This window comes from Pantoea rodasii (genome assembly GCF_002095465.1).
Lineage (GTDB): Bacteria > Pseudomonadota > Gammaproteobacteria > Enterobacterales > Enterobacteriaceae > Pantoea > Pantoea rodasii.
The window spans coordinates 235,259-259,084 of record NZ_MLFP01000005.1 but is presented as its reverse complement, the minus strand read 5'-3'; the positions used below and the strand labels follow the sequence as shown (position 1 = coordinate 259,084).

At 56.4% G+C, this 23,826-nt stretch carries 20 protein-coding genes and 3 pseudogenes; 4 read left to right on the top strand and 19 right to left on the bottom strand.

Going from position 1 to position 23,826, the window contains the following annotated elements:
- Positions 1 to 20 precede the first annotated feature (20 nt).
- Positions 21 to 287, top strand: a complete 267-nt coding sequence (locus HA45_RS28060; RefSeq protein ID WP_034820172.1) for a hypothetical protein — start codon at positions 21 to 23, stop codon at positions 285 to 287.
- A gap of 119 nt (positions 288 to 406) precedes the next feature.
- Positions 407 to 805, top strand: a complete 399-nt coding sequence (locus HA45_RS09570; protein ID WP_100702763.1) for a MysB family protein — start codon at positions 407 to 409, stop codon at positions 803 to 805.
- A 3-nt stretch (positions 806 to 808) separates the two neighbouring features.
- Here HA45_RS09570 and HA45_RS09565 read toward each other — a convergent pair whose 3' ends face one another.
- From HA45_RS09565 to HA45_RS09555, 3 genes and pseudogenes are all read right to left on the bottom strand, one after another.
- On the bottom strand, positions 809 to 1,048 hold the full coding sequence (locus HA45_RS09565) for a YceK/YidQ family lipoprotein (RefSeq protein WP_100702762.1): 240 nt from the start codon (positions 1,046 to 1,048) through the stop codon (positions 809 to 811).
- 139 nt (positions 1,049 to 1,187) lie between these two features.
- Positions 1,188 to 3,737 carry a glucans biosynthesis glucosyltransferase MdoH gene (gene mdoH, locus HA45_RS09560; RefSeq protein WP_100702761.1) on the bottom strand — a complete coding sequence of 850 codons (2,550 nt, stop codon included), beginning with the start codon at positions 3,735 to 3,737 and terminating at the stop codon, positions 1,188 to 1,190.
- A pseudogene (locus HA45_RS09555) lies at positions 3,730 to 5,264 on the bottom strand (glucan biosynthesis protein G). Before HA45_RS09555 ends, mdoH begins: the two are co-directional and overlap by 8 nt.
- Before the next feature lie 279 nt (positions 5,265 to 5,543).
- On the opposite strand from HA45_RS09555, the gene mdoC reads away from it, so the two are divergent.
- Positions 5,544 to 6,683: a glucans biosynthesis protein MdoC gene (gene mdoC, locus HA45_RS09550; RefSeq protein WP_100702760.1), complete on the top strand. Its 1,140-nt coding sequence runs from the start codon at positions 5,544 to 5,546 to the stop codon at positions 6,681 to 6,683.
- 65 nt (positions 6,684 to 6,748) lie between these two features.
- Here the strand turns inward: mdoC and HA45_RS09545 are convergent, their stop codons facing one another.
- Complete coding sequence (locus HA45_RS09545) at positions 6,749 to 8,206, bottom strand: phospholipase D-like domain-containing protein (RefSeq protein WP_100702759.1); 1,458 nt, start codon at positions 8,204 to 8,206, stop codon at positions 6,749 to 6,751.
- 155 nt (positions 8,207 to 8,361) lie between these two features.
- Here HA45_RS09545 and HA45_RS09540 point away from each other — a divergent pair, with 155 nt between their 5' ends.
- On the top strand, positions 8,362 to 9,510 hold the full coding sequence (locus HA45_RS09540) for a glycoside hydrolase family protein (RefSeq protein ID WP_100702758.1): 1,149 nt from the start codon (positions 8,362 to 8,364) through the stop codon (positions 9,508 to 9,510).
- Here the strand turns inward: HA45_RS09540 and HA45_RS27480 are convergent.
- The 15 genes and pseudogenes from HA45_RS27480 to HA45_RS09475 all read right to left on the bottom strand — a co-directional run bounded on the left by HA45_RS27480 (position 9,507) and on the right by HA45_RS09475 (position 23,819).
- Positions 9,507 to 9,680: a hypothetical protein gene (locus tag HA45_RS27480; protein WP_167390577.1), complete on the bottom strand. Its 174-nt coding sequence runs from the start codon at positions 9,678 to 9,680 to the stop codon at positions 9,507 to 9,509. The genes HA45_RS09540 and HA45_RS27480 overlap by 4 nt on opposite strands.
- 39 nt (positions 9,681 to 9,719) lie before the next feature.
- Positions 9,720 to 9,863, bottom strand: a complete 144-nt coding sequence (locus tag HA45_RS27475) for a hypothetical protein (RefSeq protein ID WP_167390576.1) — start codon at positions 9,861 to 9,863, stop codon at positions 9,720 to 9,722.
- A 133-nt stretch (positions 9,864 to 9,996) separates the two neighbouring features.
- Positions 9,997 to 12,199 (bottom strand): annotated as a pseudogene (locus HA45_RS09535) (TonB-dependent receptor).
- Between the two features lie 261 nt (positions 12,200 to 12,460).
- Positions 12,461 to 13,694 (bottom strand): annotated as a pseudogene (locus HA45_RS09530) (beta-ketoacyl-ACP synthase).
- Positions 13,691 to 14,422 (bottom strand): 3-ketoacyl-ACP reductase FabG2, encoded by a 732-nt coding sequence (locus HA45_RS09525; protein WP_100702756.1) that lies wholly within the window; start codon positions 14,420 to 14,422, stop codon positions 13,691 to 13,693. The pseudogene HA45_RS09530 and the gene HA45_RS09525 overlap by 4 nt, the downstream one beginning before the upstream one ends.
- The gene (locus HA45_RS09520) at positions 14,419 to 14,892 is read right to left on the bottom strand and encodes a hotdog family protein (protein ID WP_100702755.1); all 474 of its coding nucleotides are present in this window, start codon (positions 14,890 to 14,892) and stop codon (positions 14,419 to 14,421) included. The genes HA45_RS09525 and HA45_RS09520 overlap by 4 nt, the downstream gene beginning before the upstream one ends.
- On the bottom strand, positions 14,885 to 16,042 hold the full coding sequence (locus HA45_RS09515) for a beta-ketoacyl-[acyl-carrier-protein] synthase family protein (RefSeq protein ID WP_100702754.1): 1,158 nt from the start codon (positions 16,040 to 16,042) through the stop codon (positions 14,885 to 14,887). The genes HA45_RS09520 and HA45_RS09515 overlap by 8 nt, the downstream gene beginning before the upstream one ends.
- Positions 16,039 to 16,614: a DUF3261 domain-containing protein gene (locus HA45_RS09510; protein WP_100702753.1), complete on the bottom strand. Its 576-nt coding sequence runs from the start codon at positions 16,612 to 16,614 to the stop codon at positions 16,039 to 16,041. The genes HA45_RS09515 and HA45_RS09510 overlap by 4 nt, the downstream gene beginning before the upstream one ends.
- A complete protein-coding gene (locus tag HA45_RS09505) occupies positions 16,611 to 18,932 on the bottom strand; it encodes an MMPL family transporter (protein WP_100702752.1) in 2,322 nt (773 codons plus the stop codon). The genes HA45_RS09510 and HA45_RS09505 overlap by 4 nt, the downstream gene beginning before the upstream one ends.
- Positions 18,898 to 19,509, bottom strand: a complete 612-nt coding sequence (locus HA45_RS09500; protein ID WP_100702751.1) for an outer membrane lipoprotein carrier protein LolA — start codon at positions 19,507 to 19,509, stop codon at positions 18,898 to 18,900. The genes HA45_RS09505 and HA45_RS09500 overlap by 35 nt, the downstream gene beginning before the upstream one ends.
- Positions 19,506 to 19,922: an acyl-CoA thioesterase gene (locus tag HA45_RS09495; protein ID WP_100702750.1), complete on the bottom strand. Its 417-nt coding sequence runs from the start codon at positions 19,920 to 19,922 to the stop codon at positions 19,506 to 19,508. The genes HA45_RS09500 and HA45_RS09495 overlap by 4 nt, the downstream gene beginning before the upstream one ends.
- Positions 19,915 to 21,609, bottom strand: a complete 1,695-nt coding sequence (locus HA45_RS09490; RefSeq protein WP_100702749.1) for a glycosyltransferase family 2 protein — start codon at positions 21,607 to 21,609, stop codon at positions 19,915 to 19,917. Before HA45_RS09490 ends, HA45_RS09495 begins: the two co-directional genes overlap by 8 nt.
- A complete protein-coding gene (locus tag HA45_RS09485) occupies positions 21,603 to 21,950 on the bottom strand; it encodes an ApeI family dehydratase (RefSeq protein ID WP_100702748.1) in 348 nt (115 codons plus the stop codon). The genes HA45_RS09490 and HA45_RS09485 overlap by 7 nt, the downstream gene beginning before the upstream one ends.
- Positions 21,937 to 23,262 (bottom strand): AMP-binding protein, encoded by a 1,326-nt coding sequence (locus tag HA45_RS09480; protein ID WP_100702747.1) that lies wholly within the window; start codon positions 23,260 to 23,262, stop codon positions 21,937 to 21,939. Before HA45_RS09480 ends, HA45_RS09485 begins: the two co-directional genes overlap by 14 nt.
- On the bottom strand, positions 23,259 to 23,819 hold the full coding sequence (locus tag HA45_RS09475) for a COG4648 family protein (protein ID WP_100702746.1): 561 nt from the start codon (positions 23,817 to 23,819) through the stop codon (positions 23,259 to 23,261). Before HA45_RS09475 ends, HA45_RS09480 begins: the two co-directional genes overlap by 4 nt.
- Positions 23,820 to 23,826 lie beyond the last annotated feature (7 nt).

Sequence of the window (23,826 nt, the reverse complement as noted above, 5' to 3'; positions counted from 1 at the left end):
ATATCGCAGGAACTCATAATATGAATAAAGGCATCTATTACTACGTGACAATCAGTACTGATCAAGAGGGCTATCACCTCTTGCATCGTAAAGAATGTAAACGTCTCCCCGTAAAGGAGGATATGGTGTTTATCGGTACCCTCTACAATTTGAACCAGGCTTTATCGACCGCGCGAATTAATTTTAAAAAGGTGAAACCCTGTATTAAATGCTGTATTCGTTATTCTGCTCCTATTATTCGCGAGTCTGTACGTCCTGTACTGCATTTCCCGCAAAAGATGATCTAAACGGTTTGGGCGGATGAATTTTACTCATCCGCCCGCCGTTATTCCCCTCCTGCACTGCACACCCTGATTTTTCGTCTATCCTTCTGTGAAATCCCTTTTTTACAGACAAGGAGTTCATCATGAGCCTCTACAGCACCCTTGAAGAAGCCATCGACGCTGCACGCGAAGAGTTTCTTGCTAGCAAACCAGACCTCAACGAAGACGATGCCAATGTAAGTCAGTTCTCACTGCAGAAATATGTGATGCAGGATGGTGACATCATGTGGCAGGCGGAGTTTTTTGAAGGTGAAGATGAGCAAGGCGAGTGCCTGCCGATTCACAGCGGTGAAGCGGCTCAGGCAGTATTTGACGGCGACTTCGACGAGGTGGAACTGCGTCAGGAGTGGCAGTCGGAAAACACTCTTCACGAATGGGATGAGGGCGAGTTTCAGCTGGAACCGCCGCGCGACCTCGAAGAGGGCGAAGCCGCCGCGCAAGAGTGGGAAGATGATGACAGCCCGTCAGACAAATGGGCCTAGAATCTATTCGTATGGGCCGTGGTTGGCATCCACTGGCAACAGCAGCGTGTCCATCACCAGCGATAACGGCAGGTCGAGGATGGTCAGTACGCGCCAGGGTCCGTCACGCACATCCCATTGCACGCCAGGATAATACTGGCTGCCGTGGCCCTGACCCGGAATGGTTCGGCTGATAATACTGCCGCAGCCGGTCAGCAACAAAATGGTGGCGCAAAGTACGGTTAATTTCAGGAAAGGATTCACAACATTTACTCACAATGAACTGGCGTCAGTTTAACCGGGTACCGAGGGCAATAACTATACTCAGGCGCGTAAAGATTGTGTTAGTCAGAATACTGGTATAAAAAAAGCGGCATCTCTGCCGCTTTTTTAGTTTGAAAACTTATCGCTGAGGCAACGCCGCAGGATTAAGTTTCAGTTTCTGATAACTCTCCACCCACTGATGGTATTTGTCAGCACTTTCCCACAGACGTGAGTGTACGCGTGCCAACACCACCGGATCGCTGATCAGCTGCAAACGCTGCTCGCGATTCAGTTTCTCCGGCGCATCACTCAGGGCCTGATCAACACGACGATCGCGCGCATGGTCCAGCAAGGCACTCTGCTTATGACGAGAAGTCGCCATCGCTGTTGCCAGCGCGTTAAACGCCGGATTAAACAGCGCGTGCATAAAGCCATTTTTCAGCGCACGTTCACGGTTCAGCTGCAGATAATGATCGGTATCGACCAACTCCTTCGGCGGCTCATACTCTTCCGGAATCAGGAACAGTTTGGCGTTACGGCTTTTCTGGCCCACGGTTGCACGGCTCGACATCACCGAAACAAACGGCGACAGGATCAGTGAGAACACGATAGGCGACAGCCACCACAGGAAGTTAAGATCCAGCAAGCCCATACCACCAGCCCACACGATACCCAGCAACATCTGAGAACCATGACGACGGAAGGCTTCGCTCCACGGCGTGGCATCATCATCACGCTGAGGTGAATTCCACACCACTTCCCAACCAAGGAATGCACTGACCACAAACACCGTGTGGAACAGCATGCGCACCGGCGCCAGCAGCACTGAGAACAGCATTTCCAGAATCAGCGAGCAGAACAGGCGAATCGCACCGCCATACGGCTTGGCACCTTTAAACCAGATCAGCACCACGCTCAGCAACTTCGGCAGGAACAGCAGCACCAAAGTGGTGGAGAACAGTGCAATCGCCAGATCAGGACGCCACTGCGGCCACACCGGGAACAGCTGGCGAGGTTGCAGGAAGTAGGTCGGTTCCATTAGCGTATGCACCACCTGCAAGGCAGTGGACAACGCGAGGAACATAAACCACAACGGCGCAGACAGATATGACATCACACCGGTCAGGAACACCGCACGGTGGACCGGGTGCATCCCTTTTACCAGGAACAGACGGAAGTTCATCAGGTTACCGTGGCACCAGCGACGGTCACGTTTCAGCTCATCCAGCAGGTTCGGCGGCAGCTCTTCATAGGAGCCAGGCAGATCGTAGGCAATCCACACACCCCAACCGGCACGACGCATCAATGCAGCTTCTACAAAGTCATGCGACAGAATCGATCCGGCAAAGGAACCCTCACCTGGCAACGGTGCCAATGCACAGTGCTCGATGAACGGCTGCACGCGGATGATGGCGTTATGACCCCAGTAGTGCGATTCACCCAACTGCCAGAAGTGCAGACCCGCAGTAAACAGCGGACCATAAACACGCGTGGCAAACTGCTGACAACGCGCGTAAAGCGTATCCATGCCAGACGCTTTTGGCGACGACTGGATAATACCGGCGTTCGGGTTGGCTTCCATCATGCGCACTAAACCGGTGAGACAATCACCGCTCATCACGCTGTCGGCATCCAGCACTACCATGTAGCTGTAGTTGCTACCCCAGCGACGGCAGAAGTCATCGATGTTACCGCTTTTACGCTTCACACGGCGGCGGCGGCGGCGATAGAAAATCTTGCCTGCGCCTCCGACATCACGCACCAGCTCCATCCAGGCTTTCTGCTCGGCGATGGCGATATCGGCATCGTAGCTGTCGCTCAGGATATACACATCGAAGTGCTCTGCGTTACCGGTACGCTGCACCGATTCCCAGGTGGCACGCAAACCGGCGAATACGCGTTCAACGTCTTCGTTACAGATCGGCATGATCAGCGCGGTGCGGTGCTCCGGATTCAGCGGCTCGTCGCCGGTGGTCGAATACGAAATACTGTATTTATCACGACCAATCAGCAACTGGAGGAAGCCCATCAACGCGGTCCAGAAACCGGCGGACACCCAGCAGAACAAAATCGCAAACAGGAACAGGATCCCGGTTTGTAAAATGTACGGCAGCACCAGCTCCACTGACTGCAGCCAGTTCTGGTTAAACAGCTCGATAGGATCGAGCAGTGTCCAGCCCTGATACGGCAGAATGGTTTTCATGTACCAGGTCGCAACCACGGTCTGCAAAATGGTCAGAATCAACAGCACATATCGGCGCATCGAGCCGACATGACGCCATTTATCTTCTGTTTTCTGCTCTTCTACCGTGGCATAGCGCGGATTGGATTTCTGACCACGCAGGGAATCCCACGCGCGAGCGATGGGGTTAGTGCGCCAGATTTCCGGGAACATCAACGAACGCTTGACCTTCGGCATCGCCTTCAGCGTGGTGCGATCGAGATAATCTTTGCTGAGCTGCTGACCTTCCGCCAGTGAATCTGGCCAGGCCATCTGCACACGGGATGACACCGATTTCAGCGGTGCATCATCCGGGCGCTCGCTGGCCGCGTTATCTTGCCCCAGCGACGTATGAATAGCGTGGAACGCCTGCGCATTCTGTAACGAATCGCTTAGACGCGCGCGCCCCGCCGCATCAAGCGGCAGGGCCTCCACGTAAGATTGAGGTAGAAAAGTCGATTTATTCATTGGCAGGTAGCTGATAGCTCCAGGTTTCCGTCAATGTCTTGTCGCCGCTCACCAGCGCCGCACGCATTTCGGTCGGCTGCTTGTTATCTTTCACGCGCAGACGCAAGACTAAACGCCAGCCTTTGGTCACTGGGTTGTAACGTACGCTTTGCTCCACGACATCCGCATTGTTGCCGACGCTGACCTGCGGTGCGACCTGAGTGTTGTCCGGCAGCTTGCTCATGTCTTTACCGACAAAGTCGATGGTAAAGGCAATCGAGCCATCCGGTTGACGCACCAGATTAGACTGTTTCACATCACCGGCTGAGCGCAGCGTGTTTTTCACCCAGGCTACATCGTCAGAGTGCAGCTGATTTTCATCACGCGTGAAGTGCAGGCGATACTGGAAGTTCATCTCTTTGCCCGGCTCTGGCAGCTTCTCCGGCGTCCAGAACGCAACGATATTATCGTTGGTTTCGTCAGCAGTCGGAATTTCTACCAGCTCAACACGACCTTTGCCCCAGTCACCCTGTGGCTCAACCCAGCCGCTTGGACGCTGATCGTAGCGATCGTCGAGATCCTGATAATGGCTGAAGTCACGCCCACGCTGCAGCAGACCAAAACCTTTCGGGTTTTCCACGGTAAAGGTGCTCACCGCCAGATGTTTCGGGTTGTTCAATGGACGCCAAATCCATTCGCCGTTGCCCGCGTGAATCGACAGCCCGTTAGAGTCGTGCAACTCATTGCGGAAATTGGTCACCGGCGAAGGCTGGTTCGCACCAAACAGGAACATACTGGTCAGCGGCGCAACACCCAGCTTGCCGACGTTATCGCGCAGGTAAACTTTCGACTGCACATCAACCGTGGACTCTTTGCCCGGCTTGATGATGAAGCGATAAGCACCAGCGGCACGTGGCGAATCCAGCAGCGCATAAATCACCAGTTGTTTGTCCTGTGGTTTAGGACGCTCAATCCAGAATTCTTTAAAGCGCGGGAACTCTTCACCTGAAGGCAATGCGGTATCGATAGCCAGACCGCGCGCGGACAGACCATACACCTGGCCTTCACCAATCACACGGAAATAACTGGCTCCGAGGAAGCTGGAGATTTCGTCGTCTTTACCCTTTTTATTCAAAGGATACAGGACCTTGAATCCGGCAAAACCGAGGTTTTTAACGGAATCAGCATCGTGCTTGACGTTACCGAAGTTGAAATAGTCAGGGTTATATTTGATTTCACGTACCGACGATGCAGTGACTTCGTTAATTTTCACTGGCGTATCGAAATACATGCCTGATGGTAGAACTCGAGCTTAAACGGCGTGCGCAGTTTGCCCCAGTACGCTTTGTCGTGGTTAAACTGAATTTGCTGGTAATCCGCAAATTTCATTTCACGAAACTGAGAGGGTAAATTGCTCTTCGGCGCTTCGAAACTTTTATCCGCCAACGCCTTGGCCTGTTTTGCAACATCATCAATGTTAAACGCCCAACTATTATTGGCGTACATCGCCAGCAGAACTGCTGCGCCTAACCAGCGCATCTTCACCAGCCCACCATTATTTTTTACTTTAGTTAGCACGTCCCCCCCTTTCGTGTGCTTAGATCAAACCCGCTTATCTTAAAGGATTATTCTGTTTTCCGACAGCGTATGTAAAAGATTGTTCCGCTGAATCATAGGCCAAAAGGGTACTTTTCAGATAATTAGACGCAGGAGATTAAGATACAGATTCACCTGATAGTATACGCTGTTTACAGCCAGTAGAATTTTCATCCGGCATAATCCGGTTTCAGGGTGAAACCGGCAAGAAAACTGACAAGTTGGAAGCTTATGAGTTCAGCAAAACCCGAACGCGAATATTTTCTCGACTCCATTCGAGCGTATTTAATGTTATTAGGCGTGCCCTTTCACGTCTCGTTGATTTACTCCACCCAACGCTGGGCGGTCAACAGCCATGATGCCTCCATGTGGCTGACGGTGTTGAATGATTTTATCCACGCCTTCCGCATGCAGGTGTTCTTTGTTATTTCAGGATATTTTTCCTATATGCTCTACCTGCGTTACCAGCCACAACGCTGGCTAAAGGTGCGCATGGAGCGTGTGGGCATCCCATTATTGACCGCCATTCCGCTCATCACTCTGCCGCAGTTTTTTATGCTGAAAAACCTGACGGATAAAGTGGGAGACTGGAGTCAGCTTTCGCTGTACGACAAGTACAATACCCTGTCGTGGGAACTCATTTCTCACCTGTGGTTTTTACTGGTGCTGGTGATCCTGACGGCGCTGGGGATGCTGACCTTCCGCTGGTTGCGCACCCAGCAACGTAAAATTGATTATCAGCAGGTCGGCTGGGGAAAATTGACGCTGGTCTTCATGGCGTACGCGCTGGTGTGGTGCCTGTTCCGCCGCGCGCTGTTTTACTCGGTCCCGGGCGTGTTTGCTGATGGTCTGTTCAGCGTGGCGGTCATGCAAACCCTGACTTTCCTGCCGTTCTTTATGCTCGGCGCGCTGGCGTGGAAGCATCAGGCGCTCAAGGCGCTGTTTATCCGCTTCAATCCGGTGATGTGCTTTGGGTCGATTGTGGTGTTTGTCGCTTATAGCCTGAATCAACGCTTTAGCAGCGGTGAGGGTTGGTTGTATGAACTCGATGCGATCATCTCCATCATGATGGGACTGTGCATGCTGAACGTCTGCTTCAGCTTCGGCCACAAGCTCCTCAACAGCCATTCGCCACGCATCATGTATTTGGTTAACGCTTCACTGTTCATCTATCTGGTGCACCATCCGCTGACTATTCTGTATGGCATTTACGTTACGCCGCACATTAGCAGCAACACGCTGGGCTTCTTTGTTGGTTTGCTGATGGTATTCGGTGTAGCGTTTGCGCTCTACGAAATCCACTTGCGCATCCCGCTATTGCGTTTCCTGTTCTCCGGTAAACCGCAGCGTAAAGAGCCGCGCAGCGCATAATAATTGAAACCTTAGCGGCGCAATTCATTCATTGCGCCGCTAAGGTTGATACGTAAATGACACGCCTACAACAACCACTCCACCGGCAAGCGCCAGACTAATCGCACCAGCAGCCTTTGTATCCACGTGCACTGCGGTTCATGTTTGTGGACCACCTCACCCGACTCACCGGCATACTCCACCCAATTGACGCGTCCCCAGTTGTCGAGACGCAATGTCCAGGCACGATCGCGCATCCCGGCGATAAAGCGCTGATGGGTTTGCTGGGCCAGCGTTTCGCTCTCAATAACCAGCCCCATTTCGGTGTTCAGCTCCGCCGAGCGCGGGTCAAAATTGAACGAGCCGATAAACACTTTTCGATTATCGACGGTGAAGGTTTTGGCATGCAAACTGGAACCGGAGTTACCGGTTAATCCGCGGTCGTGCGGGGCTTCGCTGGCATTGGCTTGCGGTTTCATCTCATACAGCGCGATACCGTGGCGCAACAGTTTTTTGCGCCAGCGCGCATAGCCCGCATGCACCACCGATACATCATTAGCCGCCAGCGAATTGGTTAAGATGGCGATTTTCACCCCGCGCCGCTTCAGCGCCACCAACTGCGCCACGCCCGCGCGCGTAGGCACAAAGTACGCCGAAATGATGTCAAACTGCTGTTGCGGCGTGCCGATCACCTCGAGCATACGCTGCGGCAACAGGCTGGAACGTTTGGCTTTGCCCAATCCTTTGCGTGGGTCATCACTCAACAGACGCGATGCTGCCCAGGTCATCTGCATCGACCCCTGCTCCATTTGGCTGACAAACGACGAATGCTCGAGTCGTGACAGATAGCGCTGAACGGCCTCGCTCTGCTGCCATTCTGCGGGCAGGAGCACCGACTGGTGCGCATCACCTGTGACATCGACCACCGCACGCAGCGGCGACACCGCTTTGCTGTGCCAGTAGCGTTCAAAATCGTGCGACACCTGTTGCACTACAGGCCCAATCGCCAGTACATCGAGATCGGTAAACAGCGGCTCATCGCCAGTACCAAAATATTCGTCGCCGATGTTTCTGCCTCCCACCAGCGTAGTCGCGCCATCCACCGTCAGGCTTTTGTTGTGCATACGTCGATTGAGGCGGGCAAAATCAGTCAGATAGCCGAGCGCACGCAAGGTACGGAACGAAAAGGGATTGAACAGGCGCACCGCAATATTAGGATGACGATCCAGCTGAGCAAGCGTGTCATCCAGCCCCGGCGTGTTGTTGTCGTCCAGCAGCAGACGCACTTTAACGCCGCGCTCGGCGGCTTCCAGCAGTGCACTGAATAATAAACGACCAGACATGTCGTTGTGCCAGATGTAGTACTGCACATCAATCGTGTGTTGCGCCATACCCATCAGCAGGTACCGCGCGGCAAACGCATCCAGACCATCATTTAGCGGATGAATGCCGCTCATATCAGGATGCAGCGCACAGCGCGCATCAACAATTTCTCGTAACCCTTCGCCCGTTGGCTGCGGCTGGACGGATGCTGCTTCACTCATACCGAATCCCTGAATTCACTGGATCTATTATTGTTGGTATAACCGCGTCACACGGCAATCAGAGGCTTCTGCATCCGCTCGCTGACGCGTCGTTAATTTACAGTCTAGACTTAGGCTTGCGTTCTGCATCCGACGTTTACCGTGAGGAGAGGATGATGACTCAGCAATCCCCGCGCCATCACCCGCAGCTTTTCCGCAGTTTCTTCCAGGGCAGCTTCCCCTGCTCTACCGCTTGTCGTAGCGGCGGTCGGCGCATTGATATGGTGATCAGTAGCGGTCACGACATGTTACTGGAGAAAGATTACGCAGCGCTGGCGCAAGAGGGCTTACACACCGCCCGCGATGGCGCACGCTGGCACCTGATTGAAGCCACCCCCAATGAATATGACTGGCGCAGCTTTTTACCGATGGTACAGGCTGCCAAGCGTCATGACATGCAAATCATTTGGGAGTTGGCGCATTTTGGCTATCCCGACCACCTGGATATCTGGCGAGCGCCGTTTGTCGACCATTTCGAACGATTCGCGCGCGCAATGGCACAACTGATGCGGGATGAAGGCATTGAACAGCCGTTCTTCACGCCCATCAACCAAATTTCGTTTTGGTCGTGGGCCGGTGCCGATGTGTCCTGGCTTGACCCTTACGCCAGTGAGCGCGGCCGTGAGCTGAAGCGTCAACTGGTGCGTGCTTCACTGGCAGCGATGCACGCCATTCGCGATGTTTATCCCGATGCGCGCTTTGTGTTAACCGATCCGCTGGTGCAAATCGCCACCGATCCCGATAACCCCGACAGCAAACCTTATGCCGATGCCCAGCATCAGGCGCAGTTTGAAGCCTGGGATTGGATTGCAGGGCGCGATGCGCCTGAACTGGGCGGACGCGAGGACTTTCTCGATATCCTTGGCCTGAATTACTATCCCGACAATCATTGGTTCTTTTCTGGCGCCACCATTTCCACCGACCACCCCACTTATCAGCCGCTGCATCAATTAATGTTGCAATGCTGGCAGCGCTATCAGCGTCCCTTGCTGCTGGCAGAAACCGGTGCCGAAGGTGACGCACGCGCGCCCTGGCTGCGACACGTTACTGAACAAGCACGATTAGCCCTCGATGAAGGGGTGGCGCTGGAGGGGATTTCGCTCTATCCGGTGGTGGAATATCCGGCCTGGGCAGACGATCGTCGATCGCCCGGTGCGCTGTTTGGTCCTGGCGATCCCAATGGTAATCGCACCCTGCATGAAGCGCTGGCGTTGGAGTTGCGCAGTCAGCAAATAAAGTGGCACAACCGGGAAAAACAGGATTAGGAGTGTTGCGTCGGAATGGTTTTTGGCGGGCAGGTTTGCACGTCGAGCGTGGGGTCGGCGGGATGGCGCACATCGGTGAGCCACGTCATGGTAAACAAGAACACCACGCCAATCAGACAGGCGGAAAGCAGGCCAATTATGGCGATCAGTTTGTCATCTCGGGCTTCCATCGACATCTCCTTGCAGGCTTCCATGAACTGTTGCTGACCTTAACTCATCCATAACGTCACCATCAGGACGAAGATTATAAGGGTAACAGAGGTCACTGCAAGTACCACAATGGCGAAGTGCGCGTCGTCCAGTGATTGCTTTAGCGGTTCGTCGTGATCGTCAGGTGGAGCAGGTGAACTCATGTTGACTCAATGACAGTGAGACTTTTGTGCGCAGGATTGCCGCACTGAGTGTAATGGAATGCGTGGCAAGGTACATAATTATTTCAGTATGAAATGACAACAGGGACGCGATGGCGTCCCTGTTAAGAGCGGATTAGAAATCGTAGCTCATGGAGACTTTCAAGGTGCGTGGATCGCCCTGGTAGATGTAGTAGCCGTAGCTTTCTACGCTCGACCAGTACTTCTCGTTGGTGACGTTATCAACGCCCACACGCCAGACCATATCATGGTCGTTCAGCTTGGTACGGTAACGCACACCGAGATCCAACGTGGTGTAGCTATCCAGCGACTTGGTGTTCTGCGCATCGGCATACTGCGAACCTGAATGGTTAACATAAGCCGTGGCCGTTAAGCCATCCACCGGTTTGATGTCGTATTCAGCACCGAGTACAAAGTAGTAACGAGGAACGCCAATCGCCTGCTTGCCATTTAACGTGCCGTTGGCGGATTCAGTGATCTGCGCATCCAACCAGGTCGCACTGCCGTTCAGGCGGAAGCCCAGCACCGGCTCACCAAACAGATTCAGTTCAACACCGCGGTTACGTTGCTCACCGTTCAGCGCATAAACATTATCGCTGTTGGTGATAGCGTTAGGTTTGCGGATATCAAACAGTGACAGCGCGCCGCCAACACGATCGAAGTCGACTTTTACGCCCACTTCATTCTGCTTAGAGTGCGCGATGCCAGTGGTTTTCCGTAGTTGACCGCAGTGTTTGGTGCAGCACTACCCGGTTGCAACGCTTCGGTATGGTTGGCATAGAAAGAAACTTCTTTCCATGGCTTGTAGACCACGCCATAGGTTGGCATCCAGCGGCTGGCGTCAAAGCGAGAATCGGTATCTTCAGCACCGGTGTCGTTATTGTAACTGCGCACCACCACTTTTTGATGACGTGCTCCGGCGGTAAACAGCACAGTGTCATCGAAGAAGCCTAAGGTATCGCTCAGCAGATAACCCTGGGTACGCGTGCGGCCGGTGGTCAGCGGATCGTGGTAATCACCACTGCCGGAGGTGGTCACTGGGACAGCGGTGGTCGGGGTGTTATAAATATTGGTGTCTACCGAACCTGCACCATAACGCCACGCCGTTTTGACCGCCTGAGTCACGGCAGAGTAACCAAAGTTAACTTTGTGGGTGACAAAGCCGGTGGTGAAGTTACCGCGAATGCCCGTCATGCCACTGAAAGCATCACTGATACGGTTGGTATCTAAGCGACCATACTGCGCATCGCCGCTGGCATCGGAAACCGCCGGGCTGGCATACAGGCCAATTTCATGCGAGTGCTGAGCACCCACCGCACCGTACCAGGTCCAGCTATCGGTTAAATCATACTCGGCTTTCGCCATACCGAATTCGCTTTCGATATTGCTGTAGACCCAAGGCTGGCTGGTATTGTGCGTAGCGGCTGTCGGTGCAGGAATAAAGTCCAGTCCACTGACGTTAACGCCAATACGGTCACCGTGGAAAGTCTGTTTCTGGTAGCCGAGGTCCAGTGAAGTACGCAGGCGATCGCCACGGAAATCCAGACCGAGGGAAGCGGCCGTGGTGCGGCGTTTAGCGCCATGCACTGCGGTATCACCTTCACGATCCAGCACATTAACGCGCACGCCGAACTGGTTGTTGTCACCAAAACGACGTCCAGCATCAACCGAACCGCCCACCTGAGAAGAGGAGGTATAATCCAGGCCAACACGCGCCATTGGCGTATCTTCAGCGTGTTTTGGCTCAAGGTTGATCATGCCGCCAACGCCCGACGTTGCCGCACCGTTGACCAGTGAGTTAGCGCCTTTAAATACTTCGACGCGGTCAATCAGCTGGGTATCGATCACCTGACGCGGCACGACACCTGGCAGCCCGCCATAGGTCATGTCATCGCCATCCAGCTCAAAACCGCGGATGCGATAGGTCTCGGCATAGTTGCCGTAGCCCTGAACGTTCTGCACGCTGGCGTCGTTGCGCACTACATCAGCAATGGTTTTTGCCTGCTGATCCTGAATCATCTTCGAGGTGAAGCCGATGACGTTAAACGGCACGTCCATCGCGTTCTGCTCACCCAGCATGCCGAGGCGGCCACCGTGGGCGATTTGACCATCGAGGTAGGCAGGCACTAAATCGTTACCGCCTGCTTTGAAATCAGTTTGTGGTGCTGCGGTCACGATCAGCGTCTGCTGTTCGTTTTTGCCGCAGCTGAAGATGTTGTGGTGTTGGTGGTAGCAGCCATCACTGGCAAACAACCGGCACTGACCAGAACGGCGAGCAGCGTCGGTTTCAGTCCGGGATTGAAAGGCGAAGTACGCATGGATATCCCCTGATACAAAATGTATTGATAATCATTATTATTGCGGTTTGCGATTATGCTTGGCGCTATTACGAAAGCAAGTAAAATCGCTGAACTTTCTGAATCAGGCGCGGTCGTAAGCGCGCAACCGTCAGGAAAGCGCAAAGATTGCGGCTTTTTTAAGCAACTCCCTGCATTTCACGCAGCTTTTGTGGGGATTTGAGGCCGGAAAAAATCAGAGGCCAGCGGCTCTATGGCTAAAGCCGCCGGTTAAAAGAGGAGTTAAGCGTCGCGCCAGCGTTTAAACACCAGAGAAGTGTTGATCCCACCGAAAGCAAAATTATTGGATTGGATATAATCGGTATCAATAGCGCGTGATTCGCCGATGATGTAATCCAAATCACCGCACTCCGCCGCGGGCTGTGTCAGATTCAGCGTGGGTGCAAACCACCCTTCTCGCATCATCTCAATGCTCATCCAGGCTTCTAATGCACCACAAGCACCGAGCGTGTGACCAAAGTAGCTTTCAGCGATGAAATTGGCGTGCTGTTGCCGTAGATCGCCGCCGTGGCCTGGCTTTCGGCGATATCACCACGATCGGTGGCTGTGCCGTGTGCGTTGATATAGCCAATCTGATCCGACGTCACACCCGCGGTTTTCAGCGCACGCTCGATACAAATCTGCATGGTTTCACGCTGCGGCTGGGTAATGTGCGCAGCGTCGCAGTTGGTGTGGAAACCCACCAGTTCAGCGTAAATGGTCGCACCGCGTGCCTGCGCATGCTCCAGCGATTCAAGAATCAAGGTCCCGGCCCCTTCGCCAATCACCAAACCGTCGCGCTGTTGATCAAACGGTGACGGCGTGGTTTGCGGGGCATCGTTGCGCTGGCTGGTGGCAAACAGCGTGTCAAACACCGCCGCTTCAGAGGGACAGAGTTCTTCCGCACCACCTGCCACCATCACGGTTTGATAACCATGGCGGATCGCTTCCCACGCATAGCCAATCGCCTGGCTGCCCGACGTACAGGCGCTGGAGGTGGGGATCACCCGGCCACGCAGGCCAAAAACAGCCCGGCGTTTACCGCCGTGGTGTGCGGCATCATCTGAACATAGGTGGTGCCGGTGATGTTATTGGTGTGCTTCTCCGTCAGCATGGTGGCGAATTCGCTGACCGGGCCAGTGCTGCCGGTGGAAGAACCATAGGCAATGCCGGTTTCACCGCTGGTCAGTACCGGATGATCGATCAATCCCGCCTGCTCCAGCGCCAGTTCGGTGGCACGGGTCGCCATCAATGAGACGCGGCCCATCGAGCGGATGCGTTTACGCGTGTAGTGCGCGGGCAGTTCGAAGTGATCAACCGGTGCACCAAGCAAGGTGTGCAAACCGTCGTAAATCTGCCATTCCGGCATTTTCCGCACCGCGTTTTGCCCCTGCTTAATCCGCGCCGCGACCGACTGCCAGCTCTCGCCAAAAGCCGTTACGCCGCCCATACCGGTTACCACTACACGCTGAATCACAGCATACCTCCGTTGATTGAAATCACCTGACGCGTCACATAGCCCGCGATATCCGACATCAAATAGCTGGCGAGTCCGGCGACTTCCTCAGCCGCGCCCATGCGCTTCATCGGGATGATTTTTAGCGCTTCATCCATCACCCTCGGCTCTAAATCGGTCATACCGGTATCGATCAAGCCCGGTGCAATGCAGTTCACAGTGATTTTGCGTTTCGCTAACTCGATTGCCAGCGCTTTGGTGGCACCGATAATCCCGGCTTTGGCCGCGCTGTAATTCACCTGACCCCGGTTGCCCATGATGCCAGACACTGAGGACAAGGTGATGATGCGGCCGCCATTGCGCAGACCGATCATCGGCATCACGCACGGATGGATCACGTTGTAGAAGCTGTCGAGGTTAGTGTGGATCACGCTATCCCACTCATCTTCGGTCAGGGCCGGGAAAGCACCGTCGCGTGTGATGCCGGCATTGTTCACCACGCCGTAATAGGCGGCGTGCGCGGCAATATCGTTCTCAATCGCGGTGCGCGTGGCTTCGCGTTCGGCCACGTCAAACTGCAGGATGCGCCCCTGGCCACCCGCGTCGGCGATCTCCGTTAGCGTCTGTTGTGCGCCTGCTGCATCACGGTGGTAATGCACCACCACGTGAAAACCGTCCTGCGCCAGACGAAGCGCGATGGCGCGGCCAATCCCTTTACTGGCACCAGTCACTAATACGCTGCGTGTCATGGCTGAATTCCCTGTTGTAGTTGATTAAGTTCCTGCTCATCTGGCTGATAAGTATTTAACCGTCCGCTGGCAATCACCGCGTCCTGACTTCGGATTTCGCCTTCGAAGCTGCCGAGCTTGTCGTCGCGCATCAGCAGATGCATTTCCACACGCAGCGTGCTGTCTGCCGCAAAGGTGGCCGCAGTGGCGCGATAGCCGCGTCCGCCCAGTAACATGCCAGGCTGGATATCCCGATCGCCGCGCTGACGGGCATGATAGCCTGACCAGACGCCCACGGTTTGCGCCATGATCTCGACACCGAACCACGCGGGCAACTCGCCCTGCGCATTGAGAAACGGGGCCAGCACGCCATGGTGGTTGATCGTCACTTCACACACTACGCGCTCGTCGCTGACCTGAATGACGCGATCCAGCAGCAACATCGGTGCACGGTGCGGCAGATAATCGCTTACCGGCAGAAAATCAGTCATGAGGCTTTCCTACAATCAGGCAGGTATTGTTCCCGCCAAAAGCAAAAGAGTTTGAAGCAATGATCGGACGCGCCAGCGGCTGCGGCGAAGTCAGCAGTCCACAGGCAGGCAGCGTGCTATCCAATGTAGTGGTGGTGAAATCCTGCGCCGGTAACGCCAGATTCTGTTGCACGATAAGTGCCGCCAGCGCCGCCTCAGTAGCACCCGCCGCACCCAGCGTGTGGCCCGTCAGATGTTTGGTGGAGCTGCACGGCACGCGATCGCCAAACAGGCGATGGATCACTGCCGATTCAACCTGATCGTTGAGTAGCGTGGCGGTGCCGTGCAAATTAATGTAGCCGATATCCTGCGGCTGCAAGCCGGCCTGCTGCAACGCCATCCTCATCGCCTGTTCTGCGCCTACGCCTTCCGGATGTGGAGCCGACATATGCCAGGCATCCGATGATTCACCCGCGCCAAGCAGCGCCAGCGGCTGCGGTTCACGCGTTAGCAACAGCAGCGCCCCCGCCTCACCAATCGAGATACCGTCACGTTCTGCGCTGAACGGCGCGCAATGGCGCTCGGATAACGAATCCAGGCTGGCAAAGCCGTTTATTGGCATGCGGCTAAGCGAATCCGCGCCGCCCACCAGCGCCACATCCACCAGACCGGCCTCAATCAAACGCTGTCCGCTGATCAACGCACGGGCGCTGGAGGAACAGGCGGTCGAAATGGTGTACGCCGGGCCGTCCAGTTCAAGGTAATGTGCCAGGAAACGCGACGGATCGCCCAATTCCTGCATGCGGTAATCGTAGCCCGGCAAACCACCGTCAACCTGACGATCGCCCTCATCCACACCCGAGGTGCTAGTGCCCAGCACCACCGCGACGCGTTCACGACCAAAGTGGGCAATCGCGGCATCGACAGCCGGACGGATCTGCGCCAGTGCCGCCAGCAGTAGCTGATTATTGCGCGTATTGTGTGCGGCAAGGGCGGCGGGCACTGGCGGCAGTTCACCCGGCACCTCGCCCAGCCAGCAGGTTTTATCTTGCTGCAACCAGCCTTCGCGCGGCTGCATGCCGGGTGCATGGCCTGACGTTAGCTGCGCGGCAATCTGCTCCAGCGTGTTGCCGAGCGCATTGACCATACCAAACGCCGAGATGTAGATCATGAAGATGCGTCCAGATGCTGGATTTGAATTTGATAACCGAATGCACGCTGGTCGATGCTGATCGGTTCACGTACGGTTCCTCGTTGCAGATAGCGAATCAGCGTCACCACGTTACCGGCAGGATCGCGTAACTCACGACGGTCGCCCTCGTCGACCAGCTGCCAGCCCGGCGGCAGCTGCGGCTGCCACGCACTGAGCGGCCAGTGGCTCAGCATCACATCGGCTAACACCTGGCTGGCGGGCGGCATTTCGGGCAGCGCCATCATCTGCTGAGTATGAATACCGTTTTGATCATAGGTCACGCGGAACAAGCGAATACCCAGCGAAGATAACCCGGCCAGGCTGATTTGCTGCGAATCGGCACTCAGCAGCACCAGCAGTGACTGGGTTTTGCCTTTGGCGTGGCCGGTCAGCAGTTGCTGCTGCTGAAACGCGGGTGAAATACCCGGCGCAGGCAAAGTGACGCGCACGCCCGGTTTTAGCCACGCGGTGGGCCGATCGGATGGGCTGTCATGCTGTGCACAGCCGCTCAACAGCAGGCTCAGCATCAATAACAAAGCACCTGTTTTCATCGTTGCTTTCTTTTCCCAGGGGCCAGCGCTAGCGGAGCCAGCAAGAATGCACAAAAGATCCCGCTGCACAGCACGGTGCCAAAGCCACTGATTGCCGCCGTGCTGCTGAACACCAACATGCCTAACGTCAGCAATGTGGTCATCATCGCCAGCGTGACCGCCAGCATCGAGGTCAGCGGCGTACCGCGGGGATTACTGAAGAACAGCGTGTAATTGATGCCGATGCCGAGCACCAGAATCAGCGCCAGTAAGGCGAATAAGTTCAGGCTGGCACCAATCCAGCCTAACGTCGCCAGCGCCGCCGCCAGCGACAGCCAGGAAGGCAACGCGCTGCGCAAGCCCGCTGGCAAACCAAGGCGTACGATGTAACTCGCGGTGATCAACAGCAGCGCCAGCCCCAACAGGCCACTTAGCATCGTGCGCCAGAAGCGGAAAAGCTCATCGTAACTGGCTTTGCGATCGACCCAGCTCACACCCGCCTGCTGCGTTGCTAAGTCCAGTAACGCCGCACTGTTTTTCACGCCATTGACCGGCACCAGCACGCTGCTGCGTCCATCCGGTAATGACAGCCACAGCAAGCGCCAGCCTTCGCTGAGCGGACTCGCCAGCCAGTCATCGGCATTGACCGGCATCGCCGCAAGGTCGGCATTGGCTAACGTGATTCCCGCCTGTTTTAACCGCGCCAGGATATTCGGCGCGGCCTGCTGCAACAGCTGGACATCCTGCTGTTGCTGGTCCAGTGAATTGAGCGGCAAGACGCGATAACCCGCCATCCAGCCCTGCTGCTGTGCTTGTTGCAGTTTCGGCGTCAGCGCGCTGAGACGCTGCAATGCCTGTTGTTCGTTATCGCCCCACACCACAAACCAGGTTTGATCGGCCTGCTGGCCGGTGAGTTGCGCCAGCTGACGATCCTGTGCCAGCAGTTTCGCGGGTGCGCTTTGCAGATGGGCAATATCGTCATCAACGTGCAGCTGAATGATGCCGCTCAATGCATAGATTGCCACCAGCAGCGGCAATCCGATTTTCAACAGTTTGTTGCGACGCCACGCCGCTAACCAGCGCGCCAGCCACACCATGCCGGGAATCGGTCGCACCGGCAAGCCGCGCACCAGCCACGGATAAAAACAGATCACCGTCAGACAAGAGGCACTCAACCCGCTGGCGGCGAACACCGCCAGCTGGCGCAAACCGGGAAACGGTGCCAGCAACATCAGCAGCCAGGCAATCGCCGTGGTGCCCAGTGCCAGCAGTAAGGTGGCGCGCACCTTGTGCAGGCTTTGCCATGGCGTGGATTGCTCGCCGTGCACCATGCGCTCCGTCAGGTAGTACAAGGTGTAATCGGCAGAGATACCGACAATGCTGAGGCTCATCACTAAGGTGGTGAGATGCAGCTCGCCAAAGCAGAGCAAGGTCAGCACCGTGCCGGCCATCGCACCTATCGCCACCGAGAGCGCACAGAGTGCCAGCGGCCGCAGCGAGCGGAACACCAGCCACACCAGCAGCAACAATCCGGCCAGCGTTACGCTGCCGAGCGTTTCAACATCATGCTGCGCACGCTGGCTGGCATCATCACTGAACAGCACCGTGCCACGCGTTAACAGCTGCGCATCAGGCCAGCGCGTTTTTAATTGCTGTTCAAGCTGGTTGAGGGCGGTTACCAACTGATGGCTCTGCTGAATGCTAAAGGCATTGCTGGCCAGTTCACCGTGCAGGAAATACCAGCGGCGAGGCTGGGCATCATTCACGGTTAACCAGCCGTTATGCAGCACCATTTTGCTGGCATTCTGCTGCAGTGCCAGCTGCGCACCACGCACCAGCATCAGTGGATCGTTTTGGATCTCTTTACTGCCAACACCGGCAAACGCTGAGAATAACTGCGCCAGAATCCAGTCGGCTTGTGCGGTGCCGCCGTTTTGCAGACGTGCTCGTGTCAAAGGATCGATCAGGCCATTACGATGCTGGAAAGCATAGGTGCCCCAGCGTTGCATCTGATCCTCATCCAGCGCACCGCTGACCTGTTTCAGCATCGGCAGCGCCTGCAACTGCGCTTGCCACCACTCCGCTACCTGATCACCGTGCGCGTCATCGGCGCTCACCAGCCACACCAGCTGACGATCCAGCCGCTGCATAAAGCCTTGCTGGATCTCAGCGGGTGCCTGCCCGAGATTTTGTTGCGGCAGTAAGGCCAGTACGCTGCTGTTCAGCTGGCTGCGCGGCAACAGGATGGCAAGGGCCACCGCCAGCGCCAGACACACCGCCAGCCACAGCAGCGCAGCAGTTTTCTCACTGCGCTGGGGCAAAACGCGCTCGCTCTTCATCGGTCAGTTGTTTTGGCTCAGTGCGGGTATCACTCAGGGTAATGGCGGTTTTATCGCCCTGCTTATCATCCAGTGTAATGCTGCTAAGGAAGGCGGCGCCCTGCAGATCGATACGGTTGAAGATTTTATTCAGCGGTGCCGCTTTCGGCGTCAGGCTCAGCTGCCATTGATCATTGCCTCGATCGTGGAAATCGAGATCGAAATTCTCGCGCAGCACCTTTTCATCGGCCTGGAACAAGGCGCGCATCAGATGATTGAACTGGAACATCTGCGGATTGCTGTCGGCGGTGATCACCTGCGGCGGCTGGCCACTCATGCTCTGCACCATGCGCTTATCATCGAGAATCAGAGTCATTTCAAACGGTGTGGCCTGATGCCACCACAAGCCTTGCTGCTGAGCGATCAATAACTGGCCGCGCGACACCAGCGGCTGCGACATGCCGGAAATGGTGCGCACCTGCTCGAAGTTGGCACGGATCACTGGCTGGCTGGCAAAACGCTGTTGTAGCTGATCCAGCGTCACGGCGTGTGCGCTGGCACCGATCAACGTCAGCAGTAAGCAAAATAGTCTGATCACGGTTTGACTCCCAGGCGCTCAAACAAAATATCCGGCGAGACGAAATTCATCTCCTGGCTGGCCGCATCCACCGCCACCTGCAACGTGTGCGCTTTGGTGGTGATTTGGTCCGCCGCATTGCGGATCACATAATCGATACGCAGGCGGTTTTCGTATTCCGTAATGCTGGCTTCTACGCGAATCACCTCTTCGCAGCGCAGCGGCTGGCGATACTTAACGCGTGTGTCCACCACCGGCCAGACAAAACCGCTGGCGGTCATCTCACCGTAGCTGTAATTGATGCTGCGCAGCAGCGCTTCACGCGCCACTTCAAAAAAGCGGAAATAGTTGCCGTGCCACACCACGCCCATCGGGTCGCAGTCGTGGAACGACACGGTCAGTGCAACTTCAGCGCGCCAGGTGCGTTCACTCATCGCGGCTCTTCTCCTCTGGTAACGTCCAGAAATCGTAAAAGTTAAACCAGTCCAGCGGCGCCATCAGCGCATGCTGTTGCAGTCGTTCGGCGTAGCAATCCACCGTGGCCTGCAGCGCTGCCTGTCGTTGGGCGCGCGGTAGCTGGATAGGATCGGCGAACGGTTCACAGTGCACCCGCAGTCTGCCCTGTTCACGCAGGGCAAACATTAACAGCACCGGGCAACGCAATGCCGCCGCCAGCACAAACGGCCCCTGCGGAAACGGTGCCGGACGGCCCATAAATTGACTCCACACTACGCGGCGTTCACCTCCGCGCTGACGATGCACGGCGGTACGATCGCCCACAATCGCCACCCATTCCCCGGCATCCAGCTTTTGTTGCAGCAGAATGGCGGTATCCGGGCCGATATCGGTGACCGGCATCAGATTTACCCCGGCCTGCGGCGCGATGCTCTCCAGCACTTCACGAAAGCGCTGGGCGTTATCGGTAAACACCAAGGCGTTAATCACCAGCCCGCTGACCTGTTTTGCCATGGCGCGGCAGGCTTCGATATCACCCAAATGCGACGCGAGGATCAAATGTCCTTTGCCATCCGCTGCACGGATGACCTCTTCGGCACCCGGTGCAAAATCAATATCGCGTCCCCACTGTACATCTCCGCGCCAGCTGGCGACTTTGTCCAGCATGCTGTAACCAAAGCGCAGAAAGTGGCGATAGCTGTTGATCGGCGTTGGCAGCGCAATCTGCTGCTTGCTGGCTTCGGCCTGCACCCGCGTCAGCCACTGCTGAGAAGCGGCACGCGCCTCACGTCCGCTTAGCCAGTAAACCGCCACCACCGGCCACAGCAGCAGCACAAACGGCAGCCGCCCGGCACGACGGTACAACCACAGCATAAAACGCAATCCGCTCTGACCGCGTCGTTCAGGCGTGGCTGACCAGTGCTGTTCAGCTCTACGACGGCTCAGCAACTGTGGGATGCGCGGCAACATGCCAAAGAACAGGCGCGTGTGCATCCACGAGATACGCAGGTTGTCGTGCAGCGCATCAAAATGCGACAGACCACTTGCCGGATAGGTGACGCGCGTGCTGATAAAACGGCTCGGTGTGCCCTGCCAGTACAGACGCACCATGATTTCGGTGTCGAAATCCATGCGCTGACCAATCGGCTGACGGTCACACAGTTGCAGAGACGGTTGCAGTGGATAAACGCGGAAACCGCACATGCTGTCTTTTAGTGAAAATGACAGCGTTTCGATCCACACCCAAAAATGGGTGATGTAGCGGCCGTATAAGCGGGATTTGGGGATGGAATCATCGTATACAGGCTGGCCGGAGATCAGGCAATCGGGATGGCTTTCCGCTTCCGCCAGCATGCGCGGGGTGTCTTCCACCTGGTGCTGGCCGTCTGCGTCGAGTTGCAGCGCGTGGCTGTATCCTGCCGCAGCGGCTCTGCGCATCCCGGCGATCACCGCCGCGCCTTTGCCCTGGTTCACCGGTAAGGTGAGGATTTCCAGCTGCGGAGCGTCCAGCGCGGCGATCTGCTGCTGTGTCTGCGCATCGCTGCCGTCATCGACGATAATCACCGGCAGATTAAAGGCAGCCAGTCGCGCCAGCACCGAGGCCAGCATGGCGCCGTGGTTGTAGCAGGGAATCAGAACACAGGGTTTGAAAGACGTGCTCAGCACAGGCGTATCTTCCCGCTGCTGGCCATCTCAGCGCTATCACCACGAATCAGGCTGAAGCTGAACATCAACAGTGATTTCTCTTCCTGCCAGTTCAGCTGCAACTCCAGTTCCGCATCAGGCGGCACCGGCTGCTGAAATTTGATGTTTTCGATAGAACTGAAGTGTTTGCCGATCGCCAGGCGCGACAGGCCATAATGCAGCGCCCAGTCAAGCTGCGCGACGCCGGGTAAAATCGGTAAGGTGGGAAAGTGGCCGCGGAACCAAAACAGATCCGCGGCGGCATGCAGGCGCAACGTTAGCGTCGCGCCCTGCTGCTGGGCGTTAAGTTCAACCGGCAACATCAAACAGTTCCTCAATTTGGGGCCAGGCGCGTTTGCTCTGCGCCGTAACCGGAATCGCGTTGACGACTCGCCAGTAACGCGGCATGGCAACCGGCTCCAGCCAGGGTTGCAGCGCGATTTTCCATTGTTTCTTACGTTGGGTCAGCTTTGCGGCATCGAGCGTGTCCGGCAAGGCCAGCACCACGCCAATTGCCTGACGGCCATGACGCTGAATCGCCAGAGCCGCTGCGTCTTCTACGCCGGGCAAGGCTAGCAGACGGCGTTCGATTTCGCTCAGCGACACGCGTTTGTCTTCAATCTTCACCACCCGATCCTGACGGCCTGCCAGCTGAAATGCGCCTGAGGGCTGTTGCACAATACGATCGTCGAGCGGCCAACCTTCGCTGGTTTCCAGCAGAGCCGAAAACACCCGCCAGCCGGCTTCCTGCTGAACCAGCTTAACCTGTGGGAAACAGTGCCACGGGGAATTTTCTGCCTGCGCACAGCGCCAGCCAACCACACCGGTTTCGGTGCTGCCGTAAATTTCATCCACCGCACACTTAAAGGCGCGCTGTGCCTGCTGTGCATCAGCCCAGGGCAATGCCCCGCCAGCCGAAACAATCAGCGCACACGACGGAGCCTCCAGGGAAGGATCCAGGCGACGCAAAAAGGCCGGGCTGCTAATAAAGGCGTAGCGGCGATCGCGGCGCTGATCGGCCAGCTGTTCACCGTAAAAGATTTGCTGGGCGGCGAGCGGCAAGCTCAGCGCCATCGGCAACACAATGCGAAACGTCAGGCCATACAGATGCTGATGGCTCACGGAGGCAATAACATGGCATTGCTGCAGACGGTCGGCCCATAAGTCCGCCAGCCACTGGGCTTCCAGATCGAGTGCGCGCAGTGATTTCACCACGCGACGCGGCGTGCCGGTGGAACCGGAGGTGAACAGCACCAGCGCGGCATCTTCAGCGATGGCAGGCAATTCACCCAGCGACAGTGCGCCGTCCCAACGCAGTTGCGGCAGTGAGACCGCCAGTGGCATATCACTGATCACCCCATCCAGCTGATCGGCCATCTCTTCCAGCTGCGCGGCGCGACAATGTCCAGGGATCACCGGCGTTTTGCCGGCGTGCCAGAGCGCCAGCAGCGCAGCCGTGAAGTGATAACTGTTATCGAAGCACAACGCCCAGTGCTGGCCCGGCAGCCGTTGCAGTGTGTCCACTAGCGCCTGCACCTGCTGACGCATCTCCGATAGCCAATGCTGTTGCTGCCCTTGCCAGGCCACCACGCGATCCGACGCAGCGAGCCAGTCGCGGATACTTACCACCTTCATGCCTTGTTCCTCATACGCTGACGCAGCAGCCATTCGCCGCCCATCAGCGTGCCCATCAGCAGATAGCTGATGCACCCATTCCAGAGTGTCCATAGCGAGACATCATTGCGCAGGCAGGTGACCAGCGCCACGCTGCCGTTAAAAACGAAAAAAACACACCATACCTGGGTGACGCGGCGCGTATAACCTACGGCTCGCGCGGGCAAATCCGGCTCGCGCAGGCGCGCTAAACGCTCAACCAGCGGCATGGGACTCCATAAAGATGTGCCAAACAGCAGCAGCATTAAGACATTCACCACCACCGGATACCACAGCAACAAATGCTGACTGCGCAACAGCATACTGGCAAGGCACAATAGCGCGCCCACCAGTGCCACCGTTAGCATCACCCGCCCCATCGCACCCTGTGCGTGACGCAACGACCAGATGCGCCAGCCAAACAGCAGCGCCAGCAGGGCAATCACGCCACGCCACTGCGGATGAGTAACGGCGAGCCACACCAGAAACGGCCAGGCCAGCAGGGCCAAACCATTTAACAGGCGCAGAATGGCAGGCATAGTGCGA